At 54.6% G+C, this 23,424-nt stretch carries 21 protein-coding genes and 2 pseudogenes; 10 read left to right on the forward strand and 13 right to left on the reverse strand.

Annotation, left to right across the window (positions count from 1 at the left end):
- Positions 1-119: 119 nt before the first annotated feature.
- Both ACNYC6_RS25375 and ACNYC6_RS25380 read right to left on the reverse strand, forming a co-directional pair.
- Positions 120-581 (reverse strand): heme-degrading domain-containing protein, encoded by a 462-nt coding sequence (locus ACNYC6_RS25375; protein ID WP_419709678.1) that lies wholly within the window; start codon positions 579-581, stop codon positions 120-122.
- Positions 582-604: 23 nt separating this feature from the next.
- Complete coding sequence (locus ACNYC6_RS25380) at positions 605-1,702, reverse strand: IS630 family transposase (protein ID WP_419709546.1); 1,098 nt, start codon at positions 1,700-1,702, stop codon at positions 605-607.
- A gap of 487 nt (positions 1,703-2,189) precedes the next feature.
- Here ACNYC6_RS25380 and ACNYC6_RS25385 point away from each other — a divergent pair, with 487 nt between their 5' ends.
- Positions 2,190-2,960: a transporter substrate-binding domain-containing protein gene (locus ACNYC6_RS25385; RefSeq protein WP_419709679.1), complete on the forward strand. Its 771-nt coding sequence runs from the start codon at positions 2,190-2,192 to the stop codon at positions 2,958-2,960.
- A gap of 78 nt (positions 2,961-3,038) precedes the next feature.
- The gene (locus ACNYC6_RS25390) at positions 3,039-3,809 is read left to right on the forward strand and encodes an SDR family NAD(P)-dependent oxidoreductase (RefSeq protein WP_419709680.1); all 771 of its coding nucleotides are present in this window, start codon (positions 3,039-3,041) and stop codon (positions 3,807-3,809) included.
- A gap of 419 nt (positions 3,810-4,228) precedes the next feature.
- On the opposite strand, the gene ACNYC6_RS25395 is transcribed toward ACNYC6_RS25390, so the two are convergent.
- Together ACNYC6_RS25395 and ACNYC6_RS25400 are read right to left on the reverse strand one after the other, a co-directional pair.
- Positions 4,229-4,555, reverse strand: coding sequence for an AzlD domain-containing protein (locus ACNYC6_RS25395; protein ID WP_419709681.1), 327 nt, complete (start codon positions 4,553-4,555; stop codon positions 4,229-4,231).
- Positions 4,552-5,289, reverse strand: a pseudogene (locus ACNYC6_RS25400) (AzlC family ABC transporter permease). Before ACNYC6_RS25400 ends, ACNYC6_RS25395 begins: the two are co-directional and overlap by 4 nt.
- A 366-nt stretch (positions 5,290-5,655) precedes the next feature.
- Here ACNYC6_RS25400 and ACNYC6_RS25405 point away from each other — a divergent pair.
- Complete coding sequence (locus tag ACNYC6_RS25405) at positions 5,656-6,315, forward strand: LysR substrate-binding domain-containing protein (RefSeq protein WP_419713009.1); 660 nt, start codon at positions 5,656-5,658, stop codon at positions 6,313-6,315.
- Between the two features lie 65 nt (positions 6,316-6,380).
- On the opposite strand, the gene ACNYC6_RS25410 is transcribed toward ACNYC6_RS25405, so the two are convergent.
- From ACNYC6_RS25410 to ACNYC6_RS25420, 3 genes and pseudogenes are all read right to left on the reverse strand, one after another.
- Positions 6,381-6,731 carry a hypothetical protein gene (locus ACNYC6_RS25410; RefSeq protein ID WP_419709682.1) on the reverse strand — a complete coding sequence of 117 codons (351 nt, stop codon included), beginning with the start codon at positions 6,729-6,731 and terminating at the stop codon, positions 6,381-6,383.
- A gap of 39 nt (positions 6,732-6,770) precedes the next feature.
- Positions 6,771-6,902, reverse strand: a pseudogene (locus ACNYC6_RS25415) (cation transporter); the annotation flags it as partial.
- A 9-nt stretch (positions 6,903-6,911) separates the two neighbouring features.
- Positions 6,912-7,790, reverse strand: coding sequence for a LysR family transcriptional regulator (locus ACNYC6_RS25420; RefSeq protein ID WP_419709683.1), 879 nt, complete (start codon positions 7,788-7,790; stop codon positions 6,912-6,914).
- A gap of 97 nt (positions 7,791-7,887) precedes the next feature.
- Here ACNYC6_RS25420 and ACNYC6_RS25425 point away from each other — a divergent pair, with 97 nt between their 5' ends.
- Positions 7,888-8,565, forward strand: a complete 678-nt coding sequence (locus tag ACNYC6_RS25425; protein ID WP_419709684.1) for a nitroreductase — start codon at positions 7,888-7,890, stop codon at positions 8,563-8,565.
- A gap of 46 nt (positions 8,566-8,611) precedes the next feature.
- Positions 8,612-9,592 (forward strand): NADPH:quinone oxidoreductase family protein, encoded by a 981-nt coding sequence (locus ACNYC6_RS25430; protein WP_419709685.1) that lies wholly within the window; start codon positions 8,612-8,614, stop codon positions 9,590-9,592.
- Between the two features lie 152 nt (positions 9,593-9,744).
- On the opposite strand, the gene ACNYC6_RS25435 is transcribed toward ACNYC6_RS25430, so the two are convergent.
- The 6 genes from ACNYC6_RS25435 to ACNYC6_RS25460 all read right to left on the reverse strand — a co-directional run bounded on the left by ACNYC6_RS25435 (position 9,745) and on the right by ACNYC6_RS25460 (position 18,228).
- Complete coding sequence (locus tag ACNYC6_RS25435; RefSeq protein WP_419709686.1) at positions 9,745-10,833, reverse strand: CaiB/BaiF CoA transferase family protein; 1,089 nt, start codon at positions 10,831-10,833, stop codon at positions 9,745-9,747.
- Positions 10,834-10,858: 25 nt separating this feature from the next.
- On the reverse strand, positions 10,859-11,998 hold the full coding sequence (locus tag ACNYC6_RS25440) for an acyl-CoA dehydrogenase family protein (RefSeq protein ID WP_419709687.1): 1,140 nt from the start codon (positions 11,996-11,998) through the stop codon (positions 10,859-10,861).
- Positions 11,999-12,046: 48 nt separating this feature from the next.
- Positions 12,047-13,321: an OprD family porin gene (locus tag ACNYC6_RS25445; protein WP_419709688.1), complete on the reverse strand. Its 1,275-nt coding sequence runs from the start codon at positions 13,319-13,321 to the stop codon at positions 12,047-12,049.
- A gap of 68 nt (positions 13,322-13,389) precedes the next feature.
- Entirely contained in the window at positions 13,390-14,715 is a 1,326-nt protein-coding gene (locus ACNYC6_RS25450) for an MFS transporter (protein ID WP_419709689.1), read from the reverse strand.
- A gap of 189 nt (positions 14,716-14,904) precedes the next feature.
- Positions 14,905-17,394 (reverse strand): LuxR C-terminal-related transcriptional regulator, encoded by a 2,490-nt coding sequence (locus tag ACNYC6_RS25455; RefSeq protein ID WP_419709690.1) that lies wholly within the window; start codon positions 17,392-17,394, stop codon positions 14,905-14,907.
- A gap of 219 nt (positions 17,395-17,613) precedes the next feature.
- Positions 17,614-18,228: a TetR/AcrR family transcriptional regulator gene (locus ACNYC6_RS25460; RefSeq protein WP_419709691.1), complete on the reverse strand. Its 615-nt coding sequence runs from the start codon at positions 18,226-18,228 to the stop codon at positions 17,614-17,616.
- A gap of 250 nt (positions 18,229-18,478) precedes the next feature.
- Here ACNYC6_RS25460 and ACNYC6_RS25465 point away from each other — a divergent pair, with 250 nt between their 5' ends.
- From ACNYC6_RS25465 to ACNYC6_RS25485, 5 genes are read left to right on the forward strand one after another with little or no spacing between them, the layout of a single operon-like run.
- On the forward strand, positions 18,479-19,240 hold the full coding sequence (locus ACNYC6_RS25465; protein WP_419709692.1) for an SDR family NAD(P)-dependent oxidoreductase: 762 nt from the start codon (positions 18,479-18,481) through the stop codon (positions 19,238-19,240).
- The gene (locus ACNYC6_RS25470; protein ID WP_419709693.1) at positions 19,237-20,412 is read left to right on the forward strand and encodes an acyl-CoA dehydrogenase family protein; all 1,176 of its coding nucleotides are present in this window, start codon (positions 19,237-19,239) and stop codon (positions 20,410-20,412) included. The genes ACNYC6_RS25465 and ACNYC6_RS25470 overlap by 4 nt, the downstream gene beginning before the upstream one ends.
- Positions 20,409-21,476, forward strand: coding sequence for a phosphotransferase (locus tag ACNYC6_RS25475; protein ID WP_419709694.1), 1,068 nt, complete (start codon positions 20,409-20,411; stop codon positions 21,474-21,476). Before ACNYC6_RS25470 ends, ACNYC6_RS25475 begins: the two co-directional genes overlap by 4 nt.
- A complete protein-coding gene (locus ACNYC6_RS25480; protein ID WP_419709695.1) occupies positions 21,473-22,270 on the forward strand; it encodes an enoyl-CoA hydratase/isomerase family protein in 798 nt (265 codons plus the stop codon). The genes ACNYC6_RS25475 and ACNYC6_RS25480 overlap by 4 nt, the downstream gene beginning before the upstream one ends.
- Positions 22,263-23,423 carry an acetyl-CoA C-acetyltransferase gene (locus ACNYC6_RS25485; protein ID WP_419709696.1) on the forward strand — a complete coding sequence of 387 codons (1,161 nt, stop codon included), beginning with the start codon at positions 22,263-22,265 and terminating at the stop codon, positions 23,421-23,423. The genes ACNYC6_RS25480 and ACNYC6_RS25485 overlap by 8 nt, the downstream gene beginning before the upstream one ends.
- Position 23,424: the final 1 nt, after the last annotated feature.

Raw genomic sequence — 23,424 nt, forward strand, 5'->3', positions numbered from 1 at the left:
AATTCTCTTACGGATTACACAGAAGGGAGGGCCGGTGCAATCCAAAGGGCGGCCTCTCTCGGCATTTGGGTGGTGTACGTTGAAAAGCGGAGTGAAGGTGTGTGTTGCTTGTGCCGATCTTAAAAGGGGCTCTCGAGGGCGAGCTTCAGTGCATCAAAGTCTTGATCCAGAAACTTGCAGAGCGCCTCGACAATGATCTGATGATCCTCCCGATCAGGTAAGCCTGAGACCGTGACAGAGCCAATCACACCAGCACCCTGAACAATGATGGGGAATCCTCCCCCCACGCTTGCGTATTCCGCAGGTGACAGATGATAGCGCTCAGAAATACCAAGGTTTTCCAAGGCCAGTTGGTATCTCAGCCGATAAGAGCTGCGTAAGAAACGCTGAACCGTATTCGCTTTTCTCGCAACCCAGCCAAGGTTGTCGGAGGTCACTCCAGGGCGGGCAGCGAAAAACAGCGGACGATCAAACCGTCTCACGTCAATCACAAGAGGCCACGATTCGGTCTCAGCTCGCCCATGGATATGTACGCCCAACTGCCATGCGGTCTCCTCGTCAAAATGTTCGAACTGAAGCATCTCCTCTTGGCGAATCAGTAGCGCTAGTGTGCTGTTTTCGAAATAACTTGCCCTTCCATCTGCGTCTCCATCGCTTCACGTGCCCGCCGGATCTTGCTCAAAATTTCCTCGCCTTTCGCGTTCCAAACGTACCGGGTCGGTCGTGCGTTCCGTAATGCCAGGAAGGTGGTAATCGAGCTTTCCAACTCACGTACGGAGCCGAAGCTGCCGTCGCGCAAGAACACGGTAATGTCCCTGAAAAACCGCTCGACCATGTTCATCCACGAGCTGGAGGTCGGCGTGAAATGCACATGGAAGCGCGGATGTTTCGCTAGCCAAGCCTTCACCTTGGCGTGCTTGTGTGTCGCATAGTTATCCACGATCAGATGCAGCTGGAGGTGCTTGGGGGTTTCCTTGTCGATTTTCTTGAGGAAAGCCAACCACTCCTGATGGCGGTGCTGGCGCTCGATGCTACTGATCAGTTTGCCTTGGAGATAATCCAGCGCTGCGAACAGCGTGACCGTGCCGTGGCGAGTGTAATCATGGGATTTTGTTTGGATATGACCGATCCCCAGAGGCAGCCCAGGCTGTGTGCGTTCCAAGGCTTGCACCTGACTTTTCTCGTCGCAGCAGAGCACCAACGCCTTGTCTGGCGGGGCCAGGTACAGGCCGATGACATCCCAGAATTTCTCCTCGAACTGCGGGTCGTTCGACAGTTTGAAGGTACGTGTCAGATGAGGCTTTAAGTCATTGGCCGCCCACAGTTTATGCACGGTGGTCGCTGATATGCCGGCGGCACGGGCCATGCTTCGGCAGCTCCAGCGGGGCTCGCCGATACGAGGTTGAGTGACCTGTTCGAGCACGCGGCGGATCGTGTCGGCAGGCAGAGGGGATTTGCGTCCTCGGCCAGGCTTGTCGAGCAGGCCTTCCAATCTGAGCGCCTGAAAACGCTGGCACCAGTCGGTGACCGTAGGGCGAGAGAAACCTGTCAATCGTACAATTTCTTCTCGCATTGATCCTTGCGCTGCCAGCAAGATGACGCGGGCTCGACGGCCATCGCGCTGACTGATGGTGGCGGAACGTACGCGGCGGCTCAGTTCGGCAAATTCTTCAGGGCTAAGCGTAATGTCCAGAGCGCTCACCAGGAACTCTCCAAGGTAGGAATGGCACCTGAAGTGTAGTGCAAGCATGGAGAAATTTATTTCGCGAACAGCACACTAGATCGTCTTTCAGGCTCATCTCGATCTCCCTGCCAAGCTCATCGTCGACGTGGATGAGCTACTAAAGTCAAACAGCATGAGCTGAAACGTATGGTGAGTTAAATGCATTTTTTCTTGATTTATGTTTTTAATTTGCTCACGTAATAGTGGTTGCCCGCCATGATCCATAGCCTCTCTGCGTCGAATCCATTAACGATTATCTTGCCGGTTACAAAAGATCATTGGAGGCTGTTGACAGGTCTTCACTTAATTTTTATTGTGAATACAGACATGCACACATAACCGCATGCAACTCAGCGTTCTACCTTTACTGCCAAAAACAACGATTATCAGTGAGGTTAAAATGGTTCGGCTAATCCCTAGTTCCCTCAAAGCTCTATTTGTTGGCGCCAGTCTGTGCGGTGCCTTGATGGCTCAGTCAGCTGCTCAGGCGGCCGAAGGCTCCATCTGGCAAGATGTGCAAAAGGCAGGAGTGCTTCGCTGTGGTGCCGCCGTGGCGGCCCCATATGTCATGCGGAATGCCAGTTCTGGAGAGTACAGCGGCTATTTCGTCGATCTTTGTCGCGACTTTGGTGAGAAGGTCCTGAAGGTCAAGGTGACCTTTGTTGATACCAACTGGGACAACCTGGTAGCTGGGTTGCAGAGCAACAAATGGGATCTGGCCATGGCTCTCAACCAGACTCCGGAGCGGGCATTGGCAGTCGCTTTCACAGTACCCGCTACCGACTATCAAGTGTCGCTGCTGGTGAACAAGGACAACGCCAAGTTTGCTGACGTCAAGGACGATGTGAGTGCCCTCGACAAGCCTGAAGTAACATTTGCTGTGATGTCTGGCACTGCGCAAGACAAGGCTATTTCTTCAGTTGTTCATAACGGCAAAATCATGCGTCTACCGGGCATGGATGAAGCCCGTTTGGCTGTGATGTCAAAACGTGCTGACGTATTGGTAGACGCCAGCGATACCAATCACCTTTTCGCCCTGGCCAACCCGGATTGGACACGCGAAATTTTGCCTAAACCAGCATTGGCCAAGCAGGGCGTTTCATTCGGCGTGCGTAGAGACATCTCACCGGCAGATCTACAAGTGCTGAATATTTATCTGACGCAGCGGCGTGAGACTGGCGACATCCAGAAGCTGGTGGACAAAGCTTCGATCGAAGCAAACGCTGAGAAGAAATAAAGCCCACATCCAGACATGCCTTCTGTCCCTGAGGTCAGACGGCATGTCCCGATTCACATTGAGCGAAGGTAAGCACAGATGAGTGACGCTACACGCCCCCTCGCCGGGCAAACCATCCTAGTCACAGGTGGCTCTGGTGGTATTGGCGCAGCAATCGTTGAGCAACTTGCCTCGGAAGGTGCTCGTGCACTGATCCATTACAGCCGCGATGAGCAGGGCGCACAGCGTCTGTTAGACCGTATCGGCGGTAAAGGCTGGATCGTTCAGGGAGATCTGAGTAAGGAAACCGGGCCAGAGGATCTGTGGAAAGCCGCCTTGGCGTTGGCCGGAGGTCGAATCCATGGACTTATCAACAACGCAGGCATTCGCACTGAGATTCCACTAGAGGCTCCGTCCTCGGAATGGCGAGCCGCGTGGCGCCGAGAGTTTCAGGTGAACTTCTTCGCTGCTGCTGACTTGTCTCGTGAAGCGGTCATGCATTTTCGAGCCAACGGTGGTGGACGCATTATTAACATGGCGAGTCGCGCAGCTCAGCGTGGCTATGCTGCTGATGCGTTGCCATACGGAACGAGTAAAGCAGCATTGATCAACCTCACCAAGTCGCTGGCACGTAGCGTGGCGGGCGAGGGCATCGTCGCTGTGGCGATTGCACCAGGCTGGGTACGTACAGATATGGCAGAGCAATTCGTAGCTCAGCATGGCGAAGCAGCGGCGGTATCTGACATACCGGTCGGGCGCATGGCCAACCCATCTGAAATAGCTGAGTTGGTGGCGTTCACATTACGTCCGTCTCAAGCGTCACTGAATGGTGCGACATTGGACGTGAATGGCGGTAGCTACATCAGATAAAGCATCTAGGGTGCGTCCCTGATTCGAATCTGCCTGTCGGCCACTGCTTTAGAGGGCGGCCGTCAGGCATTTTTCAATATCCCCATGTCCCTCTAGTCGCAACAACTCCCCCTACGTGCTTCTGAGCACCGTAGCCTCGTAAAGCCCCCATTGATTGTTCAACGCTAGATCAATTCGAAGCTTCAACTACTGCGGCTACAGATTGACCGCTTTAAGACCTCGCACTCATCAGGCACCGACTCTTGCTGCAATACCTGCCCTCATGCGCCTCACGACTCCATCACGTTAAATCTCGCCATCGGCATGCTTGGCCGGCTATCGACATGAGATTGCACCGCTCATTTACGGTGTCCATTACCCGTGTGCATCGTTGCCCTTGATCTGGCTGTTGATGGATGCGACGGCAAAGTGAAAGGCATCTAGCTGCCCCAACTTTTCAGTGCCAACAATGCTCCCATCCCAACAACTAGCGTCAACAAAGTGCTTTTGGTTCTCCAGGCAATCAATCCTGCCAGGATTGCAGCGGGAATTTGCGGGTTGCTCCAGTCGAACGCAGACTGTCGATCCGGGTAAACCACCGCCGGTAAAACCAGCGCAGCCAATACGCTCGCGGGTACGTACAGCAAGGCACGGCGCAGTAGCGGTGGAATGCGCAAGCTTCCATAAAACTCGATAAACGACAGACGAATAGCGAAGGTGACGGCACCGATCAACAGGAACAGCCCCAACTGCGATAACTCACTCATGATGCCTCCTGTTCGGGATCATTGCTTTTTGCGCTGTCCTGGTCTTTCCTCAGGTGCTCGACGGTAAGCCCGGCGAGGACCCCGCCAAGGGAAGCCGTCAGCATGCCCAAGTTGTAGGGTAAATCGACTGCCAGCACCGCCAGCGAACCTCCCACCACGGCGCCACAGAGCGTTGCAGCACTGCGGATGCTGGGGATCAGAAGCGCCAGAAATGACATTGGAATTGCAAACCCTAATGACCACGCTTCGGGGATGCGCGCCCCTAAAATGAATCCTGCGAGCACCGCAAGATTCCAACCGAGTCACATCGTGATCGCCGTCCCGGCGTAGTAATGAAAGCCGTATCGCCCCAACTCCCCAGAGGCCGATCTCAGGCTGAACAGCGCGAATATCTGATCGGCGAGTAGATAGGACAGAGGCCAGGTCTTGCGCCGGGGCAAGTGGTACAGGTGGGGTGCCAGTGATGCGCTGTACATCAGAAAGCGAAGATTGATCACGAGCGCTGTAAGAATCATGGTCACTGGCAGGGCGCCATTTTGTAGTAATTGCAGTACGGCTATCTGCGCCGACCCGGAATAGAAAAGCAGCGTCATGCCCATTGTGGTGCTGAGTGACATCCCCATTCCGGCGGCGCTGACTCGAGCGATAAACCCGAAAGGGATGAGCCCGGTGGTGAGTGGGGAAGCGGTGTGAGCACCGTGCATGAACGCATGTGTCCCACTTCGATATTTCATTTCAGTTCCTTGGGAATGATCGGGCTTACGTTCCGCGTTTTGACTCGCTAGTACCAGCACGTGATATCTGATCAAAATAATGCGCGTGCTATCTGGGAACAACGGTATTTCTGAAATATTAGGCCTAGGAAAAATGAGGCTTACGATATGTTCCTCGACTCACCCGTCAGACATACATTGCAACTGAATGATCTACGCGCTTTCGAGGCGTCCGCCCGCTTAGGCGGCTTCGCCCGGGCGGCAAGCGAGTAGAATGTAACGCCAGGCGCAATCGCGGCGCAGGTCAAAGCCCTTGAGAATGAATACGGCTCTGCCTCATTCGAGCGCCATGCTAAAGGTGTCAGGCTCACGCCATTGGGCGAGAGTGTGAAGGAGCAATTCATCGCGGCATTCGATGCCGTAGAGGAAGCGGCTCGAACTCTTCGGCGGCTATCTGCACCACAGCGGGTACATATCGTTACGTCGCCTGCGCTGGCGGAGTTATGGATCGGGCCGCGCCTCCCGCTTCTCACGGAAATGCTCACCCCGATCGAAATCTCGGTGACAGCCGTGGATGAGCCCCCCAACCTTAAACGCAGCCCGTTCGACCTATGCCTGTTCTATATCGAGCGCCTCGGCCGCGGGCAGCGCATTCTGGCCAACGAGCAGGTAATACCGGTATGTGTGCCTGCGCTTGCAGCGAAGATCACGCATCCTGGCGATCTCGCCAATGTTCGGTGCATCGCAGATGTGGGGTGGAATGACTGGGAAGTTTGGACTCGCTCGGTTATGCCCAGCCAGAAGTTCGTAGCACGCGGGCCGGGGTTTTCGCTTTACTCCATTGCCGTGCAGCAAGCATTGCTGTCTGCGGGTGTGCTGATTGGCCGTCGGAGCCTCGTCCAGCGGTTCTTGGATACTGGGGAGCTTGTGGCGCCTATTAATCAATCGGTTTCACTTGGTATGGCAATCGCATCTTGGAGGCTTCCAAGTGCTAGAGGCAGCCGGGTAGTGGTTGCGGTGGAAGATGCATTGAGACAATTAGCATAGAGACGAACTGCGCCGATGGGTCTCTCCTGTTTTCGATTTCTCTAGCCATCGCTAATCACCCCTGGTCATTGCGCAAGGCGCCTTTGCCAATCGCCACCGTGAGTGCGCAGACACTCCTCCTCAGAGTCGAGCCGGACCGAGTGATCTGAAGGCGTCACATCGATGTTTGCCTCGAACAGCGCGATAGCCGTCAGCTCGTAAATCCGTGCTTTCGCGCTGGCCTGGGCGAGCTTTTTGTCGGCCAGTGTTTCGAACACCCAAGTCACTTTAAGGGTTTCAGTCAACGCGTTTAGGTCAGCGGTGTGGGTGAGCCAGACAAAGCCTTTGATTTCAGATTTTGCTATTTCGCACGCTTCGGTGAGCGTGGTAATCAACCGGCGTTCGATCCGCGCCAATTCACGGTTACCTGGTGGCATTGAGGGTTCCTTTGTAGACGTTAGAGGGGAGGCGCTGAATCAGACCGGTCGAAACTTGACGGTCAGATGGCCGACTTCGTGGATGGGTTTGAGGCTTTCCTGAGTGCTTTCCGAGTTAGCGGTGGCTTCACCAATGACACTGACAATTGTGACATGTGCTTGTGGCCCAACTCAGTGAAATCATCCAGCCATGGCATCGAGAAATACTTTCACTTTTTCGGACGACTTTCTGTGGCGTAGAAACGCTGCAAAAACCTCGTACTCAGCAAACTTTAGCCCAGGCAATGCATTGGCGAGTGTGCCTCGCTGGAGGTCGTCTTTGACTAAATAGAGGGGCAGGACAGCCAAACCAGCACCTTCCAACGCAAGACTGCGTAGTGAGGTTGAATCGTTGACGCTGATTCTCGGATTGATCTCAAGCGTGTTTTTTTTGTTTTGCCAGGTGACTGGAAAACTAATGACAGGGGCATAAACACGTTGCGCTAGGCAAACATGGTGAGCAAGGTCGGCCGGCTCGTTCAGGGGGCCATATTGCTCGTAGTAAGAAGGGGATGCACACAGCGCCAGCCCGAACGAAGCAATTTTTTCATAGTTGACTCCAGACTGCGCAGGCGAAGCAAGCCGGATGGCAACGTCAAATTCACCATCCAGCAAGTCTACGTATCGATCCGACAGGTCGACTTCAAAACGGAGTGCGGGATATTGCGATGTCAGCTGAGCGATACGAGGCAAAACAAAGGCTCGGCCGAAAGATGTAGGCATCGTAACCCTTAGCACTCCCTCCACCTTAAGTAGGCCGCTTTGCAAGCGTGAATCAGCAGAGGCGAGCTTTGCCATCACCTCTCGCAGATCCGCAGCGTAGCCAATACCGGCATCAGTCAGGGCCACCTTGCGCGTTGTTCTGAGGACCAATTGATGCCCAAGGCGAGCCTCCAGGTTGGAGATCCTCCGGCTTACTGTTGATTGAGCAATGCCGAGTTCGCGAGCAGCCATTACGAAGCTATTACATGCGGCTAAAGCCAGAAAGGCCTCAACATCGGCTAAGGATGATGGATTCATCGAATTTACGCATTAGTGAAATCGGTTGTTTACTATTTTAATCCGAAAATTGCAAGTATAGGATTGATCATCTCCAGCGATAACATGGCGAGGACTTATGTCAGCGGTAATGCATGCAGTTAAGAATCGGCATTCCACCCGCGCTTTCTTGCCGCGGGCGGTAGACGAAGCCCTGGTACGAGAAATTATCGATGCAGCTAGATACTCGCCTTCAAGCGGTAACTTGCAGCCTTGGAAGTTGATCGTGCTTTCAGGCGGCAGCCTCCAACAGCTCAAAAAGGAGGTTGCTCACACCCTGGCGCAAAGCCCGCGTGGTGAGGGTATGGGTTATCCGATTTATCCCGAAAATCTTGGCGCGGCTTATCAGGCTCGTAGGGCTCAGTGCGGCGAGGATCTCTATGCGACTCTGAATGTCGCGAGAGATGACCGGTCCGGTCGTGCTAAGCAATTTGCCAAGAACTTCACTTTTTTTGGTGCGCCAGTAGGGATGCTTTTGGCCGTTGATCGAGGCATGGGTGCAGGGCAGTGGGCTGACTTGGGGATGTTTCTCCAGACCATCATGTTGCTTGCTCATGAACGAGGGTTGGCCACATGCGCACAAGCATGTTGGACGCTGGTTCACAAGACGGTTGAGCGGCACCTCGAATTGCCGGATGAGTTGATGGTGTTCTGCGGGATTGCCTTGGGGTATTCCGATCCGGAACACCCCATCAACAGCTTGCGTACCGCGCGTGCTCCTCTGGATGAGCTCGCCGAATTTAGAGGTTTTGAATAAGCGTGCAGGAAAACCTAGTCAGTCTTGTTGCTAATCGGAGAAACATATGAAGCGTGTTGAAACCAGCGATCTAGATGCAATTTCCAATTATAAGATGATTTCGGTTCCTGATCCGGTGCCCAAGGCTGGTGAAGTATTGATCCGGATTGCTAGCTGTGGAATTGGCTACGTCGATGCGTTGGAATCACTTGGTCGGTACCAGGTCAGGCCTCCAGTACCCCACGTCCCGGGTCAGGAGATCAGTGGAAAGGTCGCTGCGATTGGCGTCGGAGTCGTTGGTCTAGAGGTGGGGGATCGAGTGATAACACAGATTCACGGTGGTTTTACTGAACTCGCTATAGCACCTGCAATTGCAGTTACCAAAATCCCAGACAGCATGGATTACGTTCAGGCTGCGGGTTTCAAAATCAACTATGTGACAGTGCTGCATGCGCTCCGTGATCGTGGAAACTTACAGCCTGGCGAAACCTTGTTGGTGATCGGCGCTGCGGGAGGTGTTGGGTCCGCGGCGATACAGGTGGGCAAGTGCCTAGGTGCCAGGATCATCGCAGTGGCGTCGACACCAGAAAAGTGGGCATTCGCGCAAAGGATGGGAGCTGATCATGTGATTGACTCCACGGCAAAGAACTTCCGTGATCAAGTGAAAGAACTCTGTGGCCAGAAAGGACCAAACGTGGTGTTTGATCCGGTTTGTGGTCCGCTGTTCGAACCGGCATTTCGCTCTTTGACATGGGGCGGCAGGCATCTGGTGGTAGGGTTCGCAGGTGGGCCAATCCCAGCTTTGCGTGCCAATCTGCCACTCCTGAAAGGGGCTTCGCTCGTCGGTGTCGATGTGCGTCAGTTTTTACTATACGAAGCGGAGAAAGGCGGCGAGCACCTTCGAGAACTTCTCGGCTGGGTCTCTCTCGGTCACTTAGCGCCACCGATTGGGAAGGTATTCGGTTTTGGAGATTATGCTGATGCGCTGGAGTACGCGTTGAGTGGTAAGGGGCTGGGCAAGACGGTTATCAACATCGCTGATCTGTAAGGCTGAGCGTCACCACAGGGGATGCCTGGAGAAGGTGTTCCCCTTTGATGTGAGTTCCGGATTTATTGCTCTATGGCCTCGCATATCTATGCGAATGTTCCGCAGGTAGAAGAGGGCGCCTATGAGAGATAGGCGCACCGTATTTCCTTTAATTAGTGGGACTTTGAAGCAGCACTCCAGCGATGCATCACTTGATCCAATGACATTGCGTAAGGTGCTTGGGGTACTTGAGGTGCCGTACGAGAGAATCTGGGTGCTGGGGCCGGGTGCAGCACATCCTGCACTGTCACAAACGTTTCCCGGGCCAGATTATGTGCATGCATTGGCGCTTCATCCCAGTCCAGCACAGGGGCAAAACATGCGTCTGTGCCTTCCAGCAACGTGCACCATTCGTCCCGCGTTCGAGACGCGATTATTCCACTGAGCGCCTGTTTCTGTGATGCCCAGGAATTTGGGTTCATTTGCTCATCGAACAAGCTACCCTCAAGCCCGCATCGGTCTCGGAGTTCCTGGTAGAACTTGGGTTCAATCGCGCCTATAGCCACAAAGCGGCCGTCGGCGCAGCGGTAGGTGTCATAAAAAGGCGCTGCACCGTCCAGAAGATTGCTGGCTCGCTCGTTGCTCCAATGTCCTTGTGCCTTGAGGCCATGAATGAAAGCAGACAGGAGTGATGTGCCGTCACTCATTGCAGCATCGATCACTTGCCCGAGACCGGATGCTTTTACCTCATGCAGAGCAGCGAGAAGACCTACCAGTAACAACATGCCGCCCCCACCGAAATCGCCTACGAAGTTGATTGGGGGAGGAGGTGTTTCATCACGCCGGCCAATGCTATTCAATGCGCCTGTGATGGCGATGTAATTGATGTCGTGACCAGCGGCATGAGCCAATGGCCCAAACTGTCCCCACCCTGTCATGCGCCCGTAAATGAGACGAGGGTTTCGCCTGTGGCACTCTAGCGGCCCCAACCCATTTTTCTCCATGACACCAGGGCGGTAGCCTTCAATCAAAATATCGGCCTGCTCAATCAGGTCGAGCACTGATGCTTGGCCTTCCGTGCCGGAGATGTCTACTTCGACGGTCGGACGGCTTCTGCTCAGGACATCACGAGGGTCAACCGCAGTACCTGGTCTGACGATACGGATGACCTCTGCTCCTAAGTCGGCGAGAACCATTGCGCAGAATGGCGCTGGTCCTATCCCTGACATTTCTACTACCTTGATTCCGTGAAGTGGGCCCATGGCTCCTCCGAAGCGCTAAACACGACTATCCCAGTACTACCCGAGCGATGATTTCCTTCATGATTTCCGAGCTGCCAGCAAATATCCGCGACACCCGGGCGTCTAGGAACCGCTGGCATATCTCGTACTCCTGCATGTAGCCCGCACCGCCATGCAACTGCACGCCTGCGTCCATAACCCGCGACTCCAGTTCGCTGGTGAAGAGCTTGGCCTTCGCAGCCGACTGCACAGAAAGCTCGCCTGCATTGTGTTGGGCCACGCAGTGGTCTACGTAGACTTGAGCGATTTCAAGATCTGCGGCCATGTCAGCCATCGTGAAACGCGTATTTTGGAACTCAGCTATTTTCTTGCCGAAGGCTTTGCGTTCAGTCACGTAGTCTCGGGTTAAATCGAAGCCGCACTGCGCATTGGCTAGTGATCCAACTGCGGAGATCAGCCTCTCCTCTACCAATGATGTCTTCAGGTACTGCAAGCCTTGCGCACTATCGCCCAAGACATTTTCTTTGGGTACCCGCACATCATTGAAGAAGAGTTCGGCAGTGTCCTGTGCATGCAGGCCCATTTTTTCGAGCCGCCGACCACGTTCAAAACCCTGCATTCCCCGCTCAAGCAAAAACAGTCCGATTTGCCGGGGATTCTCGGGGTTTGTTTTGGCCGCAACGAGCACCACGTCTGCATTGAGTCCGTTGGAGATGTAGGTTTTCGCGCCATTGAGCACCCAATGGTCTTGATGCTCGTGCGCGCGAGTCTTCATTCCAGCCAGATCGCTTCCGGCATCGGGTTCAGTCATGGCGATCGCGAGAATGATGTCCCCAGTCGCACAAGCCGGCAGAAAGCGAGCCTGCTGCGCGTCGCTGCCGAAGTGTTTAATGTACGGAGCTACAAGCCTGCTATGAAGGGTGTGATAGAACCCGACTTCGCCAAAGCGATTGTCTTCCTCAATCATGATCTGCTGATAACGAAAGTCCCAGAGGCCAAGGCCACCGTGCTCTTCGTCTGCCCATACCAGCAGGTAACCCAAGGCCCCCATTTTCGTGAACATTTCTCGCGGGACTATGCCCGCCTCTCGCCAGGCCTGTTTGTGTGGCAGGACCTCTTTTTGTAGGAAAGACCGGTAGCTCTCGCGGAAAATGTCGTGTTCGATACTAAAGCCAGGACGTTGCATAGAGTCTCCTAGCGAACTGGATACATTTGCCATGCATCCAATCCGCTCTCACCAGAGTTTCCAGGAATAAATGATGTTTACCCGCAGGTCGTTGTTATCTCGGAAGGTGGCCGCTTGCGTGAAATCGTTGCGATACCAGGAGTGACGGACTTTGAAACCTAATCCTTGTAACGCGCCCGACTGAATTACATAGGCCACCTGCGCCTGACTCTCGCGCTCGTACAATCCGCTGCCGCCCATACGCTCTGGCAATTCGATATTGTCTCCGCGCATATGCCACAGCATGGCGGTGAGCCCAGGGATTCCTGAAGCGGCAAAGTCGTAATCCCAGCGGACTTGCCAGGTACGTTCTTTGGCATTCAAGAAGTCGGTGGAGATGGCTCCTTCGACCGTCGGGGATGGCTCGCTACGCCCCATATAGGGTTGTGCAGTGTCACCGAACAGCGCCATGTAACCGGTGCTGAATGTATGGCCACCGAGAGCGTATCGAAAGACCACGCCGTAATTGTCATTGTCGACCTTGCCAGCGTTCGCTGCGCCATCCTCGCCAGATCTAACCCAGCGAAAATCTGTCTTTAGCTTGCCTGGGCCTAGGGGCAAGTCATGCACTAGCCACACGTAGTCTTGGCGGTAAATATCATTCAGAGTGGCGTGATAGTAACTCGCTGTTAGGTTCGGTAAAGCGTCGTATTTGGCACCGACGTAGGTAAAGCCGCTGGAGTCAACATCGAGGAAGCGACCATTCTGTGCCGTGACGCGAATGTTTTCGTAATTGCTTGAGTCTCTGAACTTGATACGGTCCAGAAATCCGCCCATCAATGCGAGCTTGTCGATGTCTTCAGATTGGAACGTCGTGCCCTGGAATGTTTGGGGTAACAGTCGTCCAGGGCTTGAATAGGCTATCGGTGTGTTAAGCACCATCCGCCCATAGTTCAATTTCGACTTGGCAAAGCGGACTTTGGCGATGCCGCCAAAGGTGCTGTAGTCGTCTACTGCCCGACCGTTCGAGTCAACCGGCAGGAGCTGTGTACCAGCTCGATCAGGGGCGGAGTCGAGTTTAATACCCGTCATGCTGCTGAGGTCCAGACCGAACCCTACTGGTCCTTCGGTGTACCCCGACTTGAAATTAAGCGTGACGCCTTGAGCCCATTCACGCAGCTCGCTCTTGAGTGCTGGATTTTCAGGGTCTTTGTAGTCCCGGTCGAAGTAGTAGTTGTGCAGAAAAATATTGGCAGTGCTTTCTGTAAAGAACGGACTTTGTGCCTGAGCTGCAACAGACAAAGGCAACGTAGACATCAGCAATGCTGCTGTGCGGAACGTCATGCAAATACTCCAGTATTTATTTTTGTGTGGAGTCATGGCCAGTGGCATGGCCGTGGTAATGGGCGTGCTTAGTCTTTTTGCATGCTCATCATCTGGCCAAAGTTTCGGCGCGCGAGCAGGAAGCCCAGGATTGCAATTGGGCCGATGATTGCCGCCATCGTCGCGAGCGCTGAGGCGATGGCGGTAGGACCGGTGAAAACTCTGTCTGCCAAAAAGCCGCTCAGGAGTGGCCCAACGGTGTAGCCGAACAAATTGATGATCAGAAGATTTACTGCAACGGTCCGGGCTCTAAGGCGGGATGGACTGATCATCTGCATGCCCAGGCAGGTCAAGACTGAGATGCTGGGCAGGAACATCATGCAGATCGCAAATGCCGTAACCAGAAGCCAATATTGGTTGGAAAGCAGACCAATAATGATGGCGGGTATCGGGATGGCGACAGAGATCAACAGGATCAGAATGATCCCATCGGCTCGCCCTTTCCTTTGAAGCCTGCTGGCCAGCCATGGAAGGCACAGGGTGCCCAGAACTGAGGTTGGCAGCCCTACTGAGCCGAACACGAAGCTCGCGTGAGAGGCAGTAAGCTCATGCAGGCGAATGAGTAGAGTAGGGGCCCAGGAAATCACGCCTAAAGTAAGGGAAGAGATCATTCCTGTAGCAACCCAGAAAGGAATGAACATTGCCTTGTCGCTGTTCAGAAATGGCAGCAACGAATTTTTGCTCACACGATCATTGTCATCGACCGGTTGCGAGTCCACACGTGCTGGCTCCCGTATCGTCAAGGCGAACAGCAGAACCATCACTAAACCGGGCAAACTTACGGTAAGCAGTGTGAAGCGCCAAGGCTCCATTGACGGTAATAGTTGCTGTGTGCCCGCGTATTGGTAAACAGCGCCACCGATCAGGAACGCACCGGTTGCCATTACGTTGCCGGTTGCCATGTATAAGCTGGTCGGCAATGCTCTGTCCTTACGCAGGAACATGTCACCGATCAGGGACATGGCTGCGGGAGTGAGTACGGCCTCGCCGATAGCGACGCCGGCACGGCAAATGATCAAGGTTGTGAAGTCGGCGGTGAATGCGGAAGCAGCTGTCATCAATGACCACAGCAGCACGCCAACTAGGATCACTTTCGTGCGGTTGCCCTTGTCGATTAAGTAGGCAACGGGTATCCCGGCAATGGAGTACAGGACTGCAAAACCAGCCCCCAGCAATAACCCCATTTGCGTATTCGACAGCCCCAGGCTCTGTGTCACCGGCTGAGCCACGGCGGAAAGAATAAAGCGGTCAACCATCGAAATGGCGTAGAAGATTATGAGGCAGCCGAGGGCGTACCAGCGCCCTAGGTTGGTCTTGCTCTCTGCGTAGATGAGGGATGTACTCTGCTCGTTCATTGCTTAAACCCTGTAATTATTTTTGTTGGATCTGTTAAGTGGCCAAGCCTGATACTTGGCGGGCGAAGACACAGCAATTACCGAATGCGCCCCAGGTACACGTATGTGCAATAGAGGCGTCGTCAGGGTTCAGTCTATGAGGATGAGAGGGGAGGAAAATCGTCGCAAAAGACGATTTTCCTCATTGCTTCATGACACCAAGCCGAGCCTTCTCGCTACGGCTAGTGCTTGAGCGCGGCTATTGGTCTCAAGCTTGGCGTTGATGTTTCGCAGATGGGTGCGCACGGTGCTGTTCGAGACGTGAAGTCTGTCGGCCAGATCAACGTTCGAGCATCCCTCGGTGAGAAGAGTCAGCACCTCTATTTCCTTACGCGTGAGCTGCTCTGCCATTACTGGAGGCAATGAATTCTTTGCGCTTTCATCCGGATCGACTGGCACAAAATCAGCCAATAGCCCGCGTAAGTAATCCGAGAGGAGGGGATTTCTAGATTTGCGAGTCTCGTACACTTGCCTGAACTCGATCAGAACCTGGGCGAGTAAGGGGCCTTCATCCAGCACCGTTCGAACGTATCCTTCGCTCGCGGCGAACTCAAGGGCGTCTTCCAGCTCTTTGTGGGCAGCCAGAGTTTGGTCACAACGATGCAAGGCCAACACTTTCAGAAGTTGCAGCACCAGCGCGCGCTGGCGTCGACCAGAGGCGTGAGCTTCATCGAGATCCAATTTGATTTGCTTCAGCACGGCAACCGGGTCGCCAAAGTGGATTTCCCATCTGAGCCTTGCCAGATGCAGGTAGTGGCTATCGTGCGCCAGCAATCGCTGGCGGCATTCGCGGGCCCAGATCACTGGGTCGTCTGCTCTAGCCAGCTCATCCTTGGATGCGGGCCCCTTGCCTTGTAGGAGTAGAATTTTTGCCCGTTCCAACTGGGCTGCCGCGACTGCTCGGGGAAGCTTCCGGCTATGCCCAAGGTATTCAAGTTCAGTGAGTGCTTGAAGGGCGGTATTCAGATCACTTTCGATGAGTGCAAGTCTGCACCTAAGTAAGTAAATAAGGATTAAGTGGTCAGGAATGCCAACCTCGCGAGCGAGCGGAAGATAGACATTGATCAGGTGTCGAGCTTTCACAAGGTCATTGGCTTCGTACACAGTCGCCGAGTAGAGAACGCCTGCCCAGGCATTGCCATGGGCATGTAGGTTGCGAGTAGCGTGCGTGGCGTCAACAGCGAGTCGAAAGCGCGCTGAGGCATGGCGAAGTCGGCCATGCAAAAGATCGATCAGGCCCTCGGTGGTTTCAGAGTACATGCGATTGAACAGGCTTTCTCCGCCATGCAGGCGCCGGGCCGCATCGAGCATGAGTTGTGCATCTCGTGCATCACCGATGATCAAAGTCTGGTGCGCAATGGCATTTAGCAGGGTTGCGCTAGCGAAGTTGTATCCAGGCTCAATGCTTTCCAGAGAGCGCTTACCTGCACTGACTGCCTCTTCGCAGTGGTCTTGCATGCCCAGCAGTGTTGGATAAAGAGCAGCACCATGATTGCGGACTCTCGGGTCCAGGCTGCCGCGCCAATCTATTCGATCAAGTTGCTCGCTTGCGAGATGCGCGCCTTCAGTCAAGGCTGTTGCCCAAATAGACATCATGAGCAAAACCGGGTGAGCTGAGATCAGCTCCTGAGGGATCGACGTGAACCAACGCCGAAGCAGTCGCATCCGTCCCTGTTCCAATAGTGATTCGGTATGCCGCTCAAGTAACAGAATCGCTTGGTGGTAAGCCTTCCCTAGTACCGCATGATCAATTGCCAAAACAGCTTGGCCTTCAATTTCGAACCAGTGCGATGCGGATAGATGGAGGCTCGGGAATTCATTGGGTTGCTCGTTGATAAGTTGATCGCGCAGAAATTCGGAAAACAAGCCATGGAAGCGCCAGAAGCCACATTTCGATTCAATGGGAATTACCAATCCCTGGGCGTGAAGCAGTTCAATCATTTCTCGACAGTTGGCGTCCCGATTCAGTGCTTCGCACAGCGATAGGTTGAATGTTCTAAGCACACTGATGCGAAGGAGAAAGCGCCGCACGGCAGGTGCTTGCTCAGCCAACACCACTTCGCTCAGGTATTGGGCAACGGTACCGGTCGAACCAGAAAACTGGGAGATAAAATCGATCCGCGACTCTGTGCGTTTTAGCGCGATCGAGGCCAACCATAGGGCTGCCGCCCAGCCTTCAGTCTTGTTGTGCAAATGTTCGAGTTCAGCATGCGAGAGATTGCCCCCAGCAAGGTGAGCCGCAAATAGCGCTTTGCTTTCTTCAATATCGAATCGAAGTTCGTTTGCGCCTATTTCGGTAAGGCGGCCACTGACACGTAGACGTGACAATCCGAGTGAGGGGGTCAAGCGTGTCGCCGCAATCAGGTACGCTCGATGGGGGAGATGTTGGGCAATTTCTTGAAGCAGTGCCAGGACCGAAGGTTCCTGGATATTCTCTAGCTCATCCACGAACAATGCGAATTGAGTGTTGTGCCTGGCCATGCTCGTCATCGCATCACTGCTTGGATGTGCAATGCACAGATGCTTGACGATTTTATCCAGGCAACTCAGGAACCTCGAAAGATCATTGTCAGTTGGTCTTGCAGTCAGCCATGCAGTTGGTATGCCTGCTTGAGTGAACTGGTCGAATGCTTGCGCCATAGCCGTGGACTTTCCGAATCCAGCTGGAGCACACAGCATCGTCAATGTACCGCCTGAGCGGGCAATAAGTTGCAGTATGTTTGATCGTCTGACTTGTGCTGACGAAAGGGCGGGCCCTGTAAAACTTGGATGTGGATCTCTCAGCATGTTAAGCATGTTAAGCATGATGCATGATCTCCTTCCTTCGCCTGGACACGCTTTCCCTATCGCCATAAATTTTCAGCGTGGTGCGAAGCCCGTCGTGAGCAAGTCCACCATCTGCGCGGCCACTTCTTCTCTCGACTGCTTGCCCTCGGGGGAGAACCACCGCGCAGGCCAATTGAGTGCGCCGGCCAACGTGAATGCCAGAAGCTTCGAGTCACAGGGAGCAATCGACTTATCTGCAATGGCTTCTTCGATCAGGGCGCGCATGGCCAGATCGATTTCACCCTTCAGGGCCTTGAATTTTTTCCGGCCATCCTCCGACAGTGCCTCATCTCCTGTGCGGATAACACAGCGGCCAAAATCATCCATGTTGATCTCCGCGTAGCGCCTCAGATATATGCGCAGCCTGTCTATCCCCCTCCCTGGCTCCTGTCGGGCGGACTCTGCCGCTTCGATCAATTGTTCCAAGCCATGAACGACGCAGTGGAGTAACACCTGCTCCTTGTTCCCCAAGTAGTGATAGATCGTGGGTTTGGAGATGCCCAAGCTGGTTGCAACGTCCTCCAACAATGTGGCGTGGAATCCGCGCTCATTGAAAATGCGAACCGCAGCGCGCAGTACCGCCTGACGCTTTGCCTCGCGCTCGTTTTGCTTCTGCGCTGCCGTTTGAAAGGGAGAGATATCAGTCACGTTTTTCGTCCAATTCGGTGTGTTGAAGGCTAAGCGGGCGCATCGGCAGCAAGGAGCAACAACGTGTCTTCTTGCACATCAGCCGCGTTAGGGCCTGTTGATTTTTCATGGTGCATAACCTTGACAGCGGGATGGTGTAAATTCTAGCCTACTGACGAGTAGGTGGTCTACCAAATGGTTTTTAAGTGGGTTCCACCTGCAAAGATTCAGTGATCTCTATCCAGACAAGAACAAGCACGAGGATATGTTGATGAAGATTCAAGGAGTGGCGGCAGTAGTTACGGGCGGTGCTTCAGGCCTGGGAGGAGCCGTTGCAGCACGACTGGCTGCGGCGGGGGCAAAAGTTGCAATCATCGACCTGAACCAGGAATTGGGTGAAGCCCATGCCGATGCGATTGAAGGGTTGTTCATCAGGGCGGATGTCACTGACGAGGCCGCGGTAGAGCATGCACTCGAAACAGCTGAGGGCGTGCATGGGAAGGGCCGCATCTTGGTCAACTGCGCAGGTATTGGCCCACCTGCCAAAGCAATCGACCGCGATGGTAAGGCTCTGCCGCTCGGCGACTTTATGCGCATCGTCAACATCAACCTCAACGGTACCTTCAACGTGCTGTCCAAATTTGCTGCTCGTCTGCATGCGGCCGAGCAAGAAGGCGAAGAACGCGGCGTCATCATCAACACGGCAAGTGTTGCCGCATTCGACGGGCAGGTCGGCCAACCTGCCTATGCCGCGTCGAAGGCAGGGATCGTAGGCATGACGTTGCCGCTGGCCCGAGAGTTCGCGCGTTACGGCATCCGCGTGATGACAATTGCGCCTGGAATCTTCCTCACACCACTGCTCGCTTCGCTGCCGCAAGAGGTTCAGCAGTCACTAGGTCAGCAGGTTCCGTTCCCGAGCCGTCTTGGGCAACCTGACGAGTTTGCGCAACTCGTCCAATCGATTGTTGAGAACCCAATGCTCAACGGTGAAGTCATTCGCCTGGATGGCGCGATCAGGATGGCTGCCCGATGAATGTCGACGATCTGGAGTTAGCTTCGGCAATTGCCGATCGCGTTGAAAAATTTGTCCGTGAGGTCGTGGTGCCATATGAGCGAGACCCTCGCCGAGACCATCACGATTGCCCGACCGACGAACTTGTAATCGAGTTACGCGAAAGGGCTCGTCAAGCCGGTGTTCTCACGCCACATATTCTGTCCGATGGTAGCCATTTGAGCCAACGAGGTACCGCGCTTGTTCTGACTAGCACTGGCTTGTCTCCCCTAGGGCCACTGGCTTGCAATACTTGTGCGCCGGATGAAGGGAACATGTTCCTTTTGGGCAAGGTGGGTAGCAACTACATCAAGGACAAGTTCCTGGCGCCGTTGGTATCAGGAAAGGCCCGGTCGGCATTTTTCATGACTGAGCCTGCTGAAGAGGGCGGCGCCGGTTCAGATCCGTCGATGATGCGTACCACGTGTCACCGTGAGGGTGATAGTTGGGTGATCAATGGCCGCAAAGCCTTTATCACCGGCGCCCAAGGTGCACAGATCGGTATCGTCATGGCGAAGGCCGACGAAGGCGCTTGCATGTTCTTGGTGTCACTTCCCGATCCGGCGATCCGCATCGAGCGCATCCCTCGCACGATCGACAGCTCCATGCCCGGCGGACACGCCGTTGTGAAATTGGACAACCTTCGCGTACCTGCCGAACAAATGCTCGGCAGTGCAGGAGAAGGGTTTCGCTATGCCCAAATCAGGCTCGCGCCTGCTCGATTGTCCCACTGTATGCGCTGGTACGGGGCCTGTTTGCGGGCCAACGAAATCGCTACTGACTATGCCAATCGCCGGATGGCGTTCGGCAAACTGTTGATTGATCACGAGGGAACCGGCTTCAGCCTGGCGGAAAACCTGATCGACCTCAAACAGGTCGAGTTGATGATTCAGTGGTGTGCGGGAGTCTTGGACAGTGGTGCCGCGGGCGGTAACGAAAGTTCGATGACCAAGGTCGCGGTGAGTGAAGCGCTGATGAGAGTTGCAGATCGCTGTGTCCAGGTCATGGGGGGCAGCGGCCTTACCGAAGACTCGATTGTCGAACAGGTGTTCCGGGAGATTCGAGCTTTCCGCATCTATGACGGGCCAACGGAAGTTCACAAATGGTCGCTGGCAAAGATGATCAAACGTGAGTGGGCGAGGGCCAGAGTATGAATGCTTTGGAGCATCAGGCGAATGCGGGAGCGGGCAATGTCCGACCGGACATGGAGATCGATGAGAAAGCCTTGGTGCGCTGGATGCGTGCCAATGTAGATGGGTTCACTGAACCTATGACCGTCCTGCAGTTTAAAGGCGGGCAGTCGATCCCTACTTATCAACTCACGACACGGGGCGGTAGCTATGTACTTCGGCGTAAACCTTCCGGCCTTTTGTTAAAAGGCGCTCACTCAATTGAGCGAGAGGCGCAAGTACAGCAGGCATTGGGGCAAGTAGGGTTCAGTGTCCCGAGAATTTTTGGGCTGTGCACCGACGAGTCGGTACTTGGAACACCTTTTTATGTGATGGAAAAGGTCGAGGGAAGAATTTTTTGGGATGCGACATTCCCCGATGTAAGCCATGACGAACGGTCGCAATACTTCGAGGCAATGAACCAGACTCTTGCAGCATTGCACGGCATTGACCCCGCATCGGTTGGGCTTCAGGCATACGGCAAGACGGGGAATTACTTCACACGGCAGATCAGTCGGTGGACACGCCAATACTTGGAAGATGATGCCGCGGGGCGTGATCCGAACATGGACCTGTTGGTGCAGTGGTTGCCTGAGCATATCCCTGCGGGAGATGAAACCTGCATCGTCCACGGTGACTTCCGTTGCGACAACATGATTTTCCATCCGGTCGAACCAAGGGTCATAGCCGTCCTCGATTGGGAGTTGTCCACCTTGGGGCATCCCCTAGCTGACTTCGCTAACCACGCGATGATGTACCAGATGCCGCCCGACATCGTTGCAGGTCTCGCGGGAGCGGATTTGCAGCGTTTGAACATACCCTCCCAGTCGCACTACGTGCAGTCGTATTGCGAGAGCACAGGGCGTGAATCGATCCCGGAATGGGAGTTCTACATCGCCTTCAATCTGTTCCGCATGGCAGCCATTTTCCACGGTATCAAAGGTCGGGTTATCCGCGGTACCGCGGCGTCCGCTCATGCCCATGAGCGGGCGAAGAGCTTTCCTGTATTGGCTGGCTTGGCTCGCCGGGCTTTGGAGGGGTGTCGATGAACGATTCAGTACTGCTTGAGGTTCAAGAAGGTGTAGCAACCATCACTTTGAACAGACCTCAAAATGGCAATGCTATCGACTTGCCCATGGCGCAGGCATTGCTCAAGGCTGCCATCGAGTGTGATCAGGATCCCGGCATCAGAAGTGTGGTGTTGACAGGGAGCGGTAAACTCTTCAGTGCCGGCGGCGACCTGGATGCGTTCGTGGCCGCAGGCGACGGTATTGCGGGCTTTCTAAGCGAACTAGCGGGTACGTTGCACTTGGCCATTTCTCGACTGATGAGGATGGACAAGGCACTTGTGGTTCTGGTCAATGGTCCCGCAGCTGGGGCAGGCATGAGCCTGTCACTGGTGGGCGATATCGTGCTCGCTGAAGCGGCCTCTTCTTTCACTCCTGCCTACGGCGCTATCGGATTGAGCCCTGATGGTGGTCTCAGCTGGTTGTTGCCTCGCCTGGTTGGGCTACGCCGCGCGCAAGAACTTATCTTGCTCAACCAACGGATAACCGCGGGACAGGCTCACGCGCTCGGCCTGATCACCCGTGTGGTTGAGGAAGGGCAGTTGCAAGCAGAAGGCGCTGCCTTAGCAAGGAGTCTTGCCACGATGAATGTACCAGCACTTGGGCAGGTCAGAAAGCTCTTGCTGGAGGCTCATGGCACCTCGTTGGAGGCTCAGCTTGAGCAAGAGGCTCGAAGCATTTCGGGCCTGTCCACCCAACCTTATGTCCGTGAAAAAGTCGCTGCGTTCGTTGCGCAACGCAACCACAAGAACAAGAAGGAGTTGACTCATGGCTGATGCCTACATTGTTGCTGCCGTGCGAACTGCCGGCGGTCGTCGTAATGGAAAGATGGCAGGTTGGCACCCGGCAGATCTGGGCGCCGAGGTGTTGAATGCGCTTGTAGACCGAGCGGGTATTGATCCCGCTGCGGTTGATGACGTGATCTTCGGTTGTGTGACCCAGGCTGGCGAACAGGCATTTGCTTTTGCACGCAATGTGGTCCTGGCTTCCAAACTACCCCAGAGCGTGCCTGCGGTAACCATCGACCGTCAGTGCGGCAGCTCTCAGCAGGCCGTGCAATTTGCTGCGCAAGCGGTAATGTCGGGTATTCAGGATGTAGTGATCGCTGGTGGTGCGGAAAGCATGAGCCGCGTGCCGATGTTCTCCAACATGTCATTCCATGAAAAGGAAGGCATCGGCATTGGCCCATTCAGTGATCGCATCAAAGATCGATTCCAGGTCAACACCTTCAGCCAGTTCGCAGGTGCGCAAATGCTGGCCGAGAAGTATGGCTATGACCGAATGACACTGGATCAGTTTGCCCTGAAAAGCCATCAGCGAGCTGCCTACGCGGCTACTGCGGGGGCGTTCAATGACGAGATTATTGGGCTGGCTGTGGCCGATGGGCTTCACCTTATCGATGAAGGCATTCGCTTCGATGCGTCCCTGGAGGGGATCGGTTCGGTCAAACCGCTCCAAGAAGGCGGCGTTGTGACAGCCGCTAACGCGAGTCAAGTGTGTGATGGTGCCTCTGGTGTACTGGTGGTCAGCGAGCGTGCTCTGAAAGAGCATGGTTTGACGCCAATCGCACGGATCGTTGACATGACCGTTACTGCTGGCGATCCGATAATCATGCTTGAAGAACCCATTTTCACCACGCGTAAAGCCTTGAAAAAGGCTGGCATGAACATCTCGGACATCGACCTTTACGAAGTCAATGAAGCATTCGCCCCCGTCCCCTTGGCTTGGCTTGATGCGGTTGAGGCAGATCCTGAACGTCTCAACGTGAATGGAGGCGCAATTGCCCTTGGGCATCCCCTGGGTTCCTCCGGAACCAAGTTGATGACAACGCTGATCTATGCCCTGAAAGCCCGTGGCAAACGTTACGGTCTTCAAACCATGTGCGAGGGTGGTGGGGTCAGCAATGTAACAATTCTGGAGGTGCTCTGAG

Source organism: Pseudomonas sp. NFX224, assembly GCF_048565165.1.
Taxonomy (GTDB): domain Bacteria; phylum Pseudomonadota; class Gammaproteobacteria; order Pseudomonadales; family Pseudomonadaceae; genus Aquipseudomonas.

Bases quoted from the DNA above. Each gene is read 5' to 3' on its own strand.
- ACNYC6_RS25455 (WP_419709690.1), bottom strand. From the start codon at position 17,394: ATGGCGCAAGCATTCGACCAGTTCACTCAAGCAGGCATACCAACTGCA.
- ACNYC6_RS25390 (WP_419709680.1), top strand. From the start codon at position 3,039: ATGAGTGACGCTACACGCCCCCTCGCCGGGCAAACCATCCTAGTCACA.
- ACNYC6_RS25465 (WP_419709692.1), top strand. From the start codon at position 18,479: ATGAAGATTCAAGGAGTGGCGGCAGTAGTTACGGGCGGTGCTTCAGGC.
- ACNYC6_RS25445 (WP_419709688.1), bottom strand. From the start codon at position 13,321: ATGACGTTCCGCACAGCAGCATTGCTGATGTCTACGTTGCCTTTGTCT.
- ACNYC6_RS25435 (WP_419709686.1), bottom strand. From the start codon at position 10,833: ATGGGCCCACTTCACGGAATCAAGGTAGTAGAAATGTCAGGGATAGGA.
- ACNYC6_RS25480 (WP_419709695.1), top strand. From the start codon at position 21,473: ATGAACGATTCAGTACTGCTTGAGGTTCAAGAAGGTGTAGCAACCATC.
- ACNYC6_RS25440 (WP_419709687.1), bottom strand. From the start codon at position 11,998: ATGCAACGTCCTGGCTTTAGTATCGAACACGACATTTTCCGCGAGAGC.
- ACNYC6_RS25450 (WP_419709689.1), bottom strand. From the start codon at position 14,715: ATGAACGAGCAGAGTACATCCCTCATCTACGCAGAGAGCAAGACCAAC.
- ACNYC6_RS25385 (WP_419709679.1), top strand. From the start codon at position 2,190: ATGGCTCAGTCAGCTGCTCAGGCGGCCGAAGGCTCCATCTGGCAAGAT.
- ACNYC6_RS25425 (WP_419709684.1), top strand. From the start codon at position 7,888: ATGTCAGCGGTAATGCATGCAGTTAAGAATCGGCATTCCACCCGCGCT.
- ACNYC6_RS25375 (WP_419709678.1), bottom strand. From the start codon at position 581: ATGCTTCAGTTCGAACATTTTGACGAGGAGACCGCATGGCAGTTGGGC.
- ACNYC6_RS25485 (WP_419709696.1), top strand. From the start codon at position 22,263: ATGGCTGATGCCTACATTGTTGCTGCCGTGCGAACTGCCGGCGGTCGT.
- ACNYC6_RS25395 (WP_419709681.1), bottom strand. From the start codon at position 4,555: ATGAGTGAGTTATCGCAGTTGGGGCTGTTCCTGTTGATCGGTGCCGTC.
- ACNYC6_RS25430 (WP_419709685.1), top strand. From the start codon at position 8,612: ATGAAGCGTGTTGAAACCAGCGATCTAGATGCAATTTCCAATTATAAG.
- ACNYC6_RS25420 (WP_419709683.1), bottom strand. From the start codon at position 7,790: ATGAATCCATCATCCTTAGCCGATGTTGAGGCCTTTCTGGCTTTAGCC.
- ACNYC6_RS25410 (WP_419709682.1), bottom strand. From the start codon at position 6,731: ATGCCACCAGGTAACCGTGAATTGGCGCGGATCGAACGCCGGTTGATT.
- ACNYC6_RS25470 (WP_419709693.1), top strand. From the start codon at position 19,237: ATGAATGTCGACGATCTGGAGTTAGCTTCGGCAATTGCCGATCGCGTT.
- ACNYC6_RS25475 (WP_419709694.1), top strand. From the start codon at position 20,409: ATGAATGCTTTGGAGCATCAGGCGAATGCGGGAGCGGGCAATGTCCGA.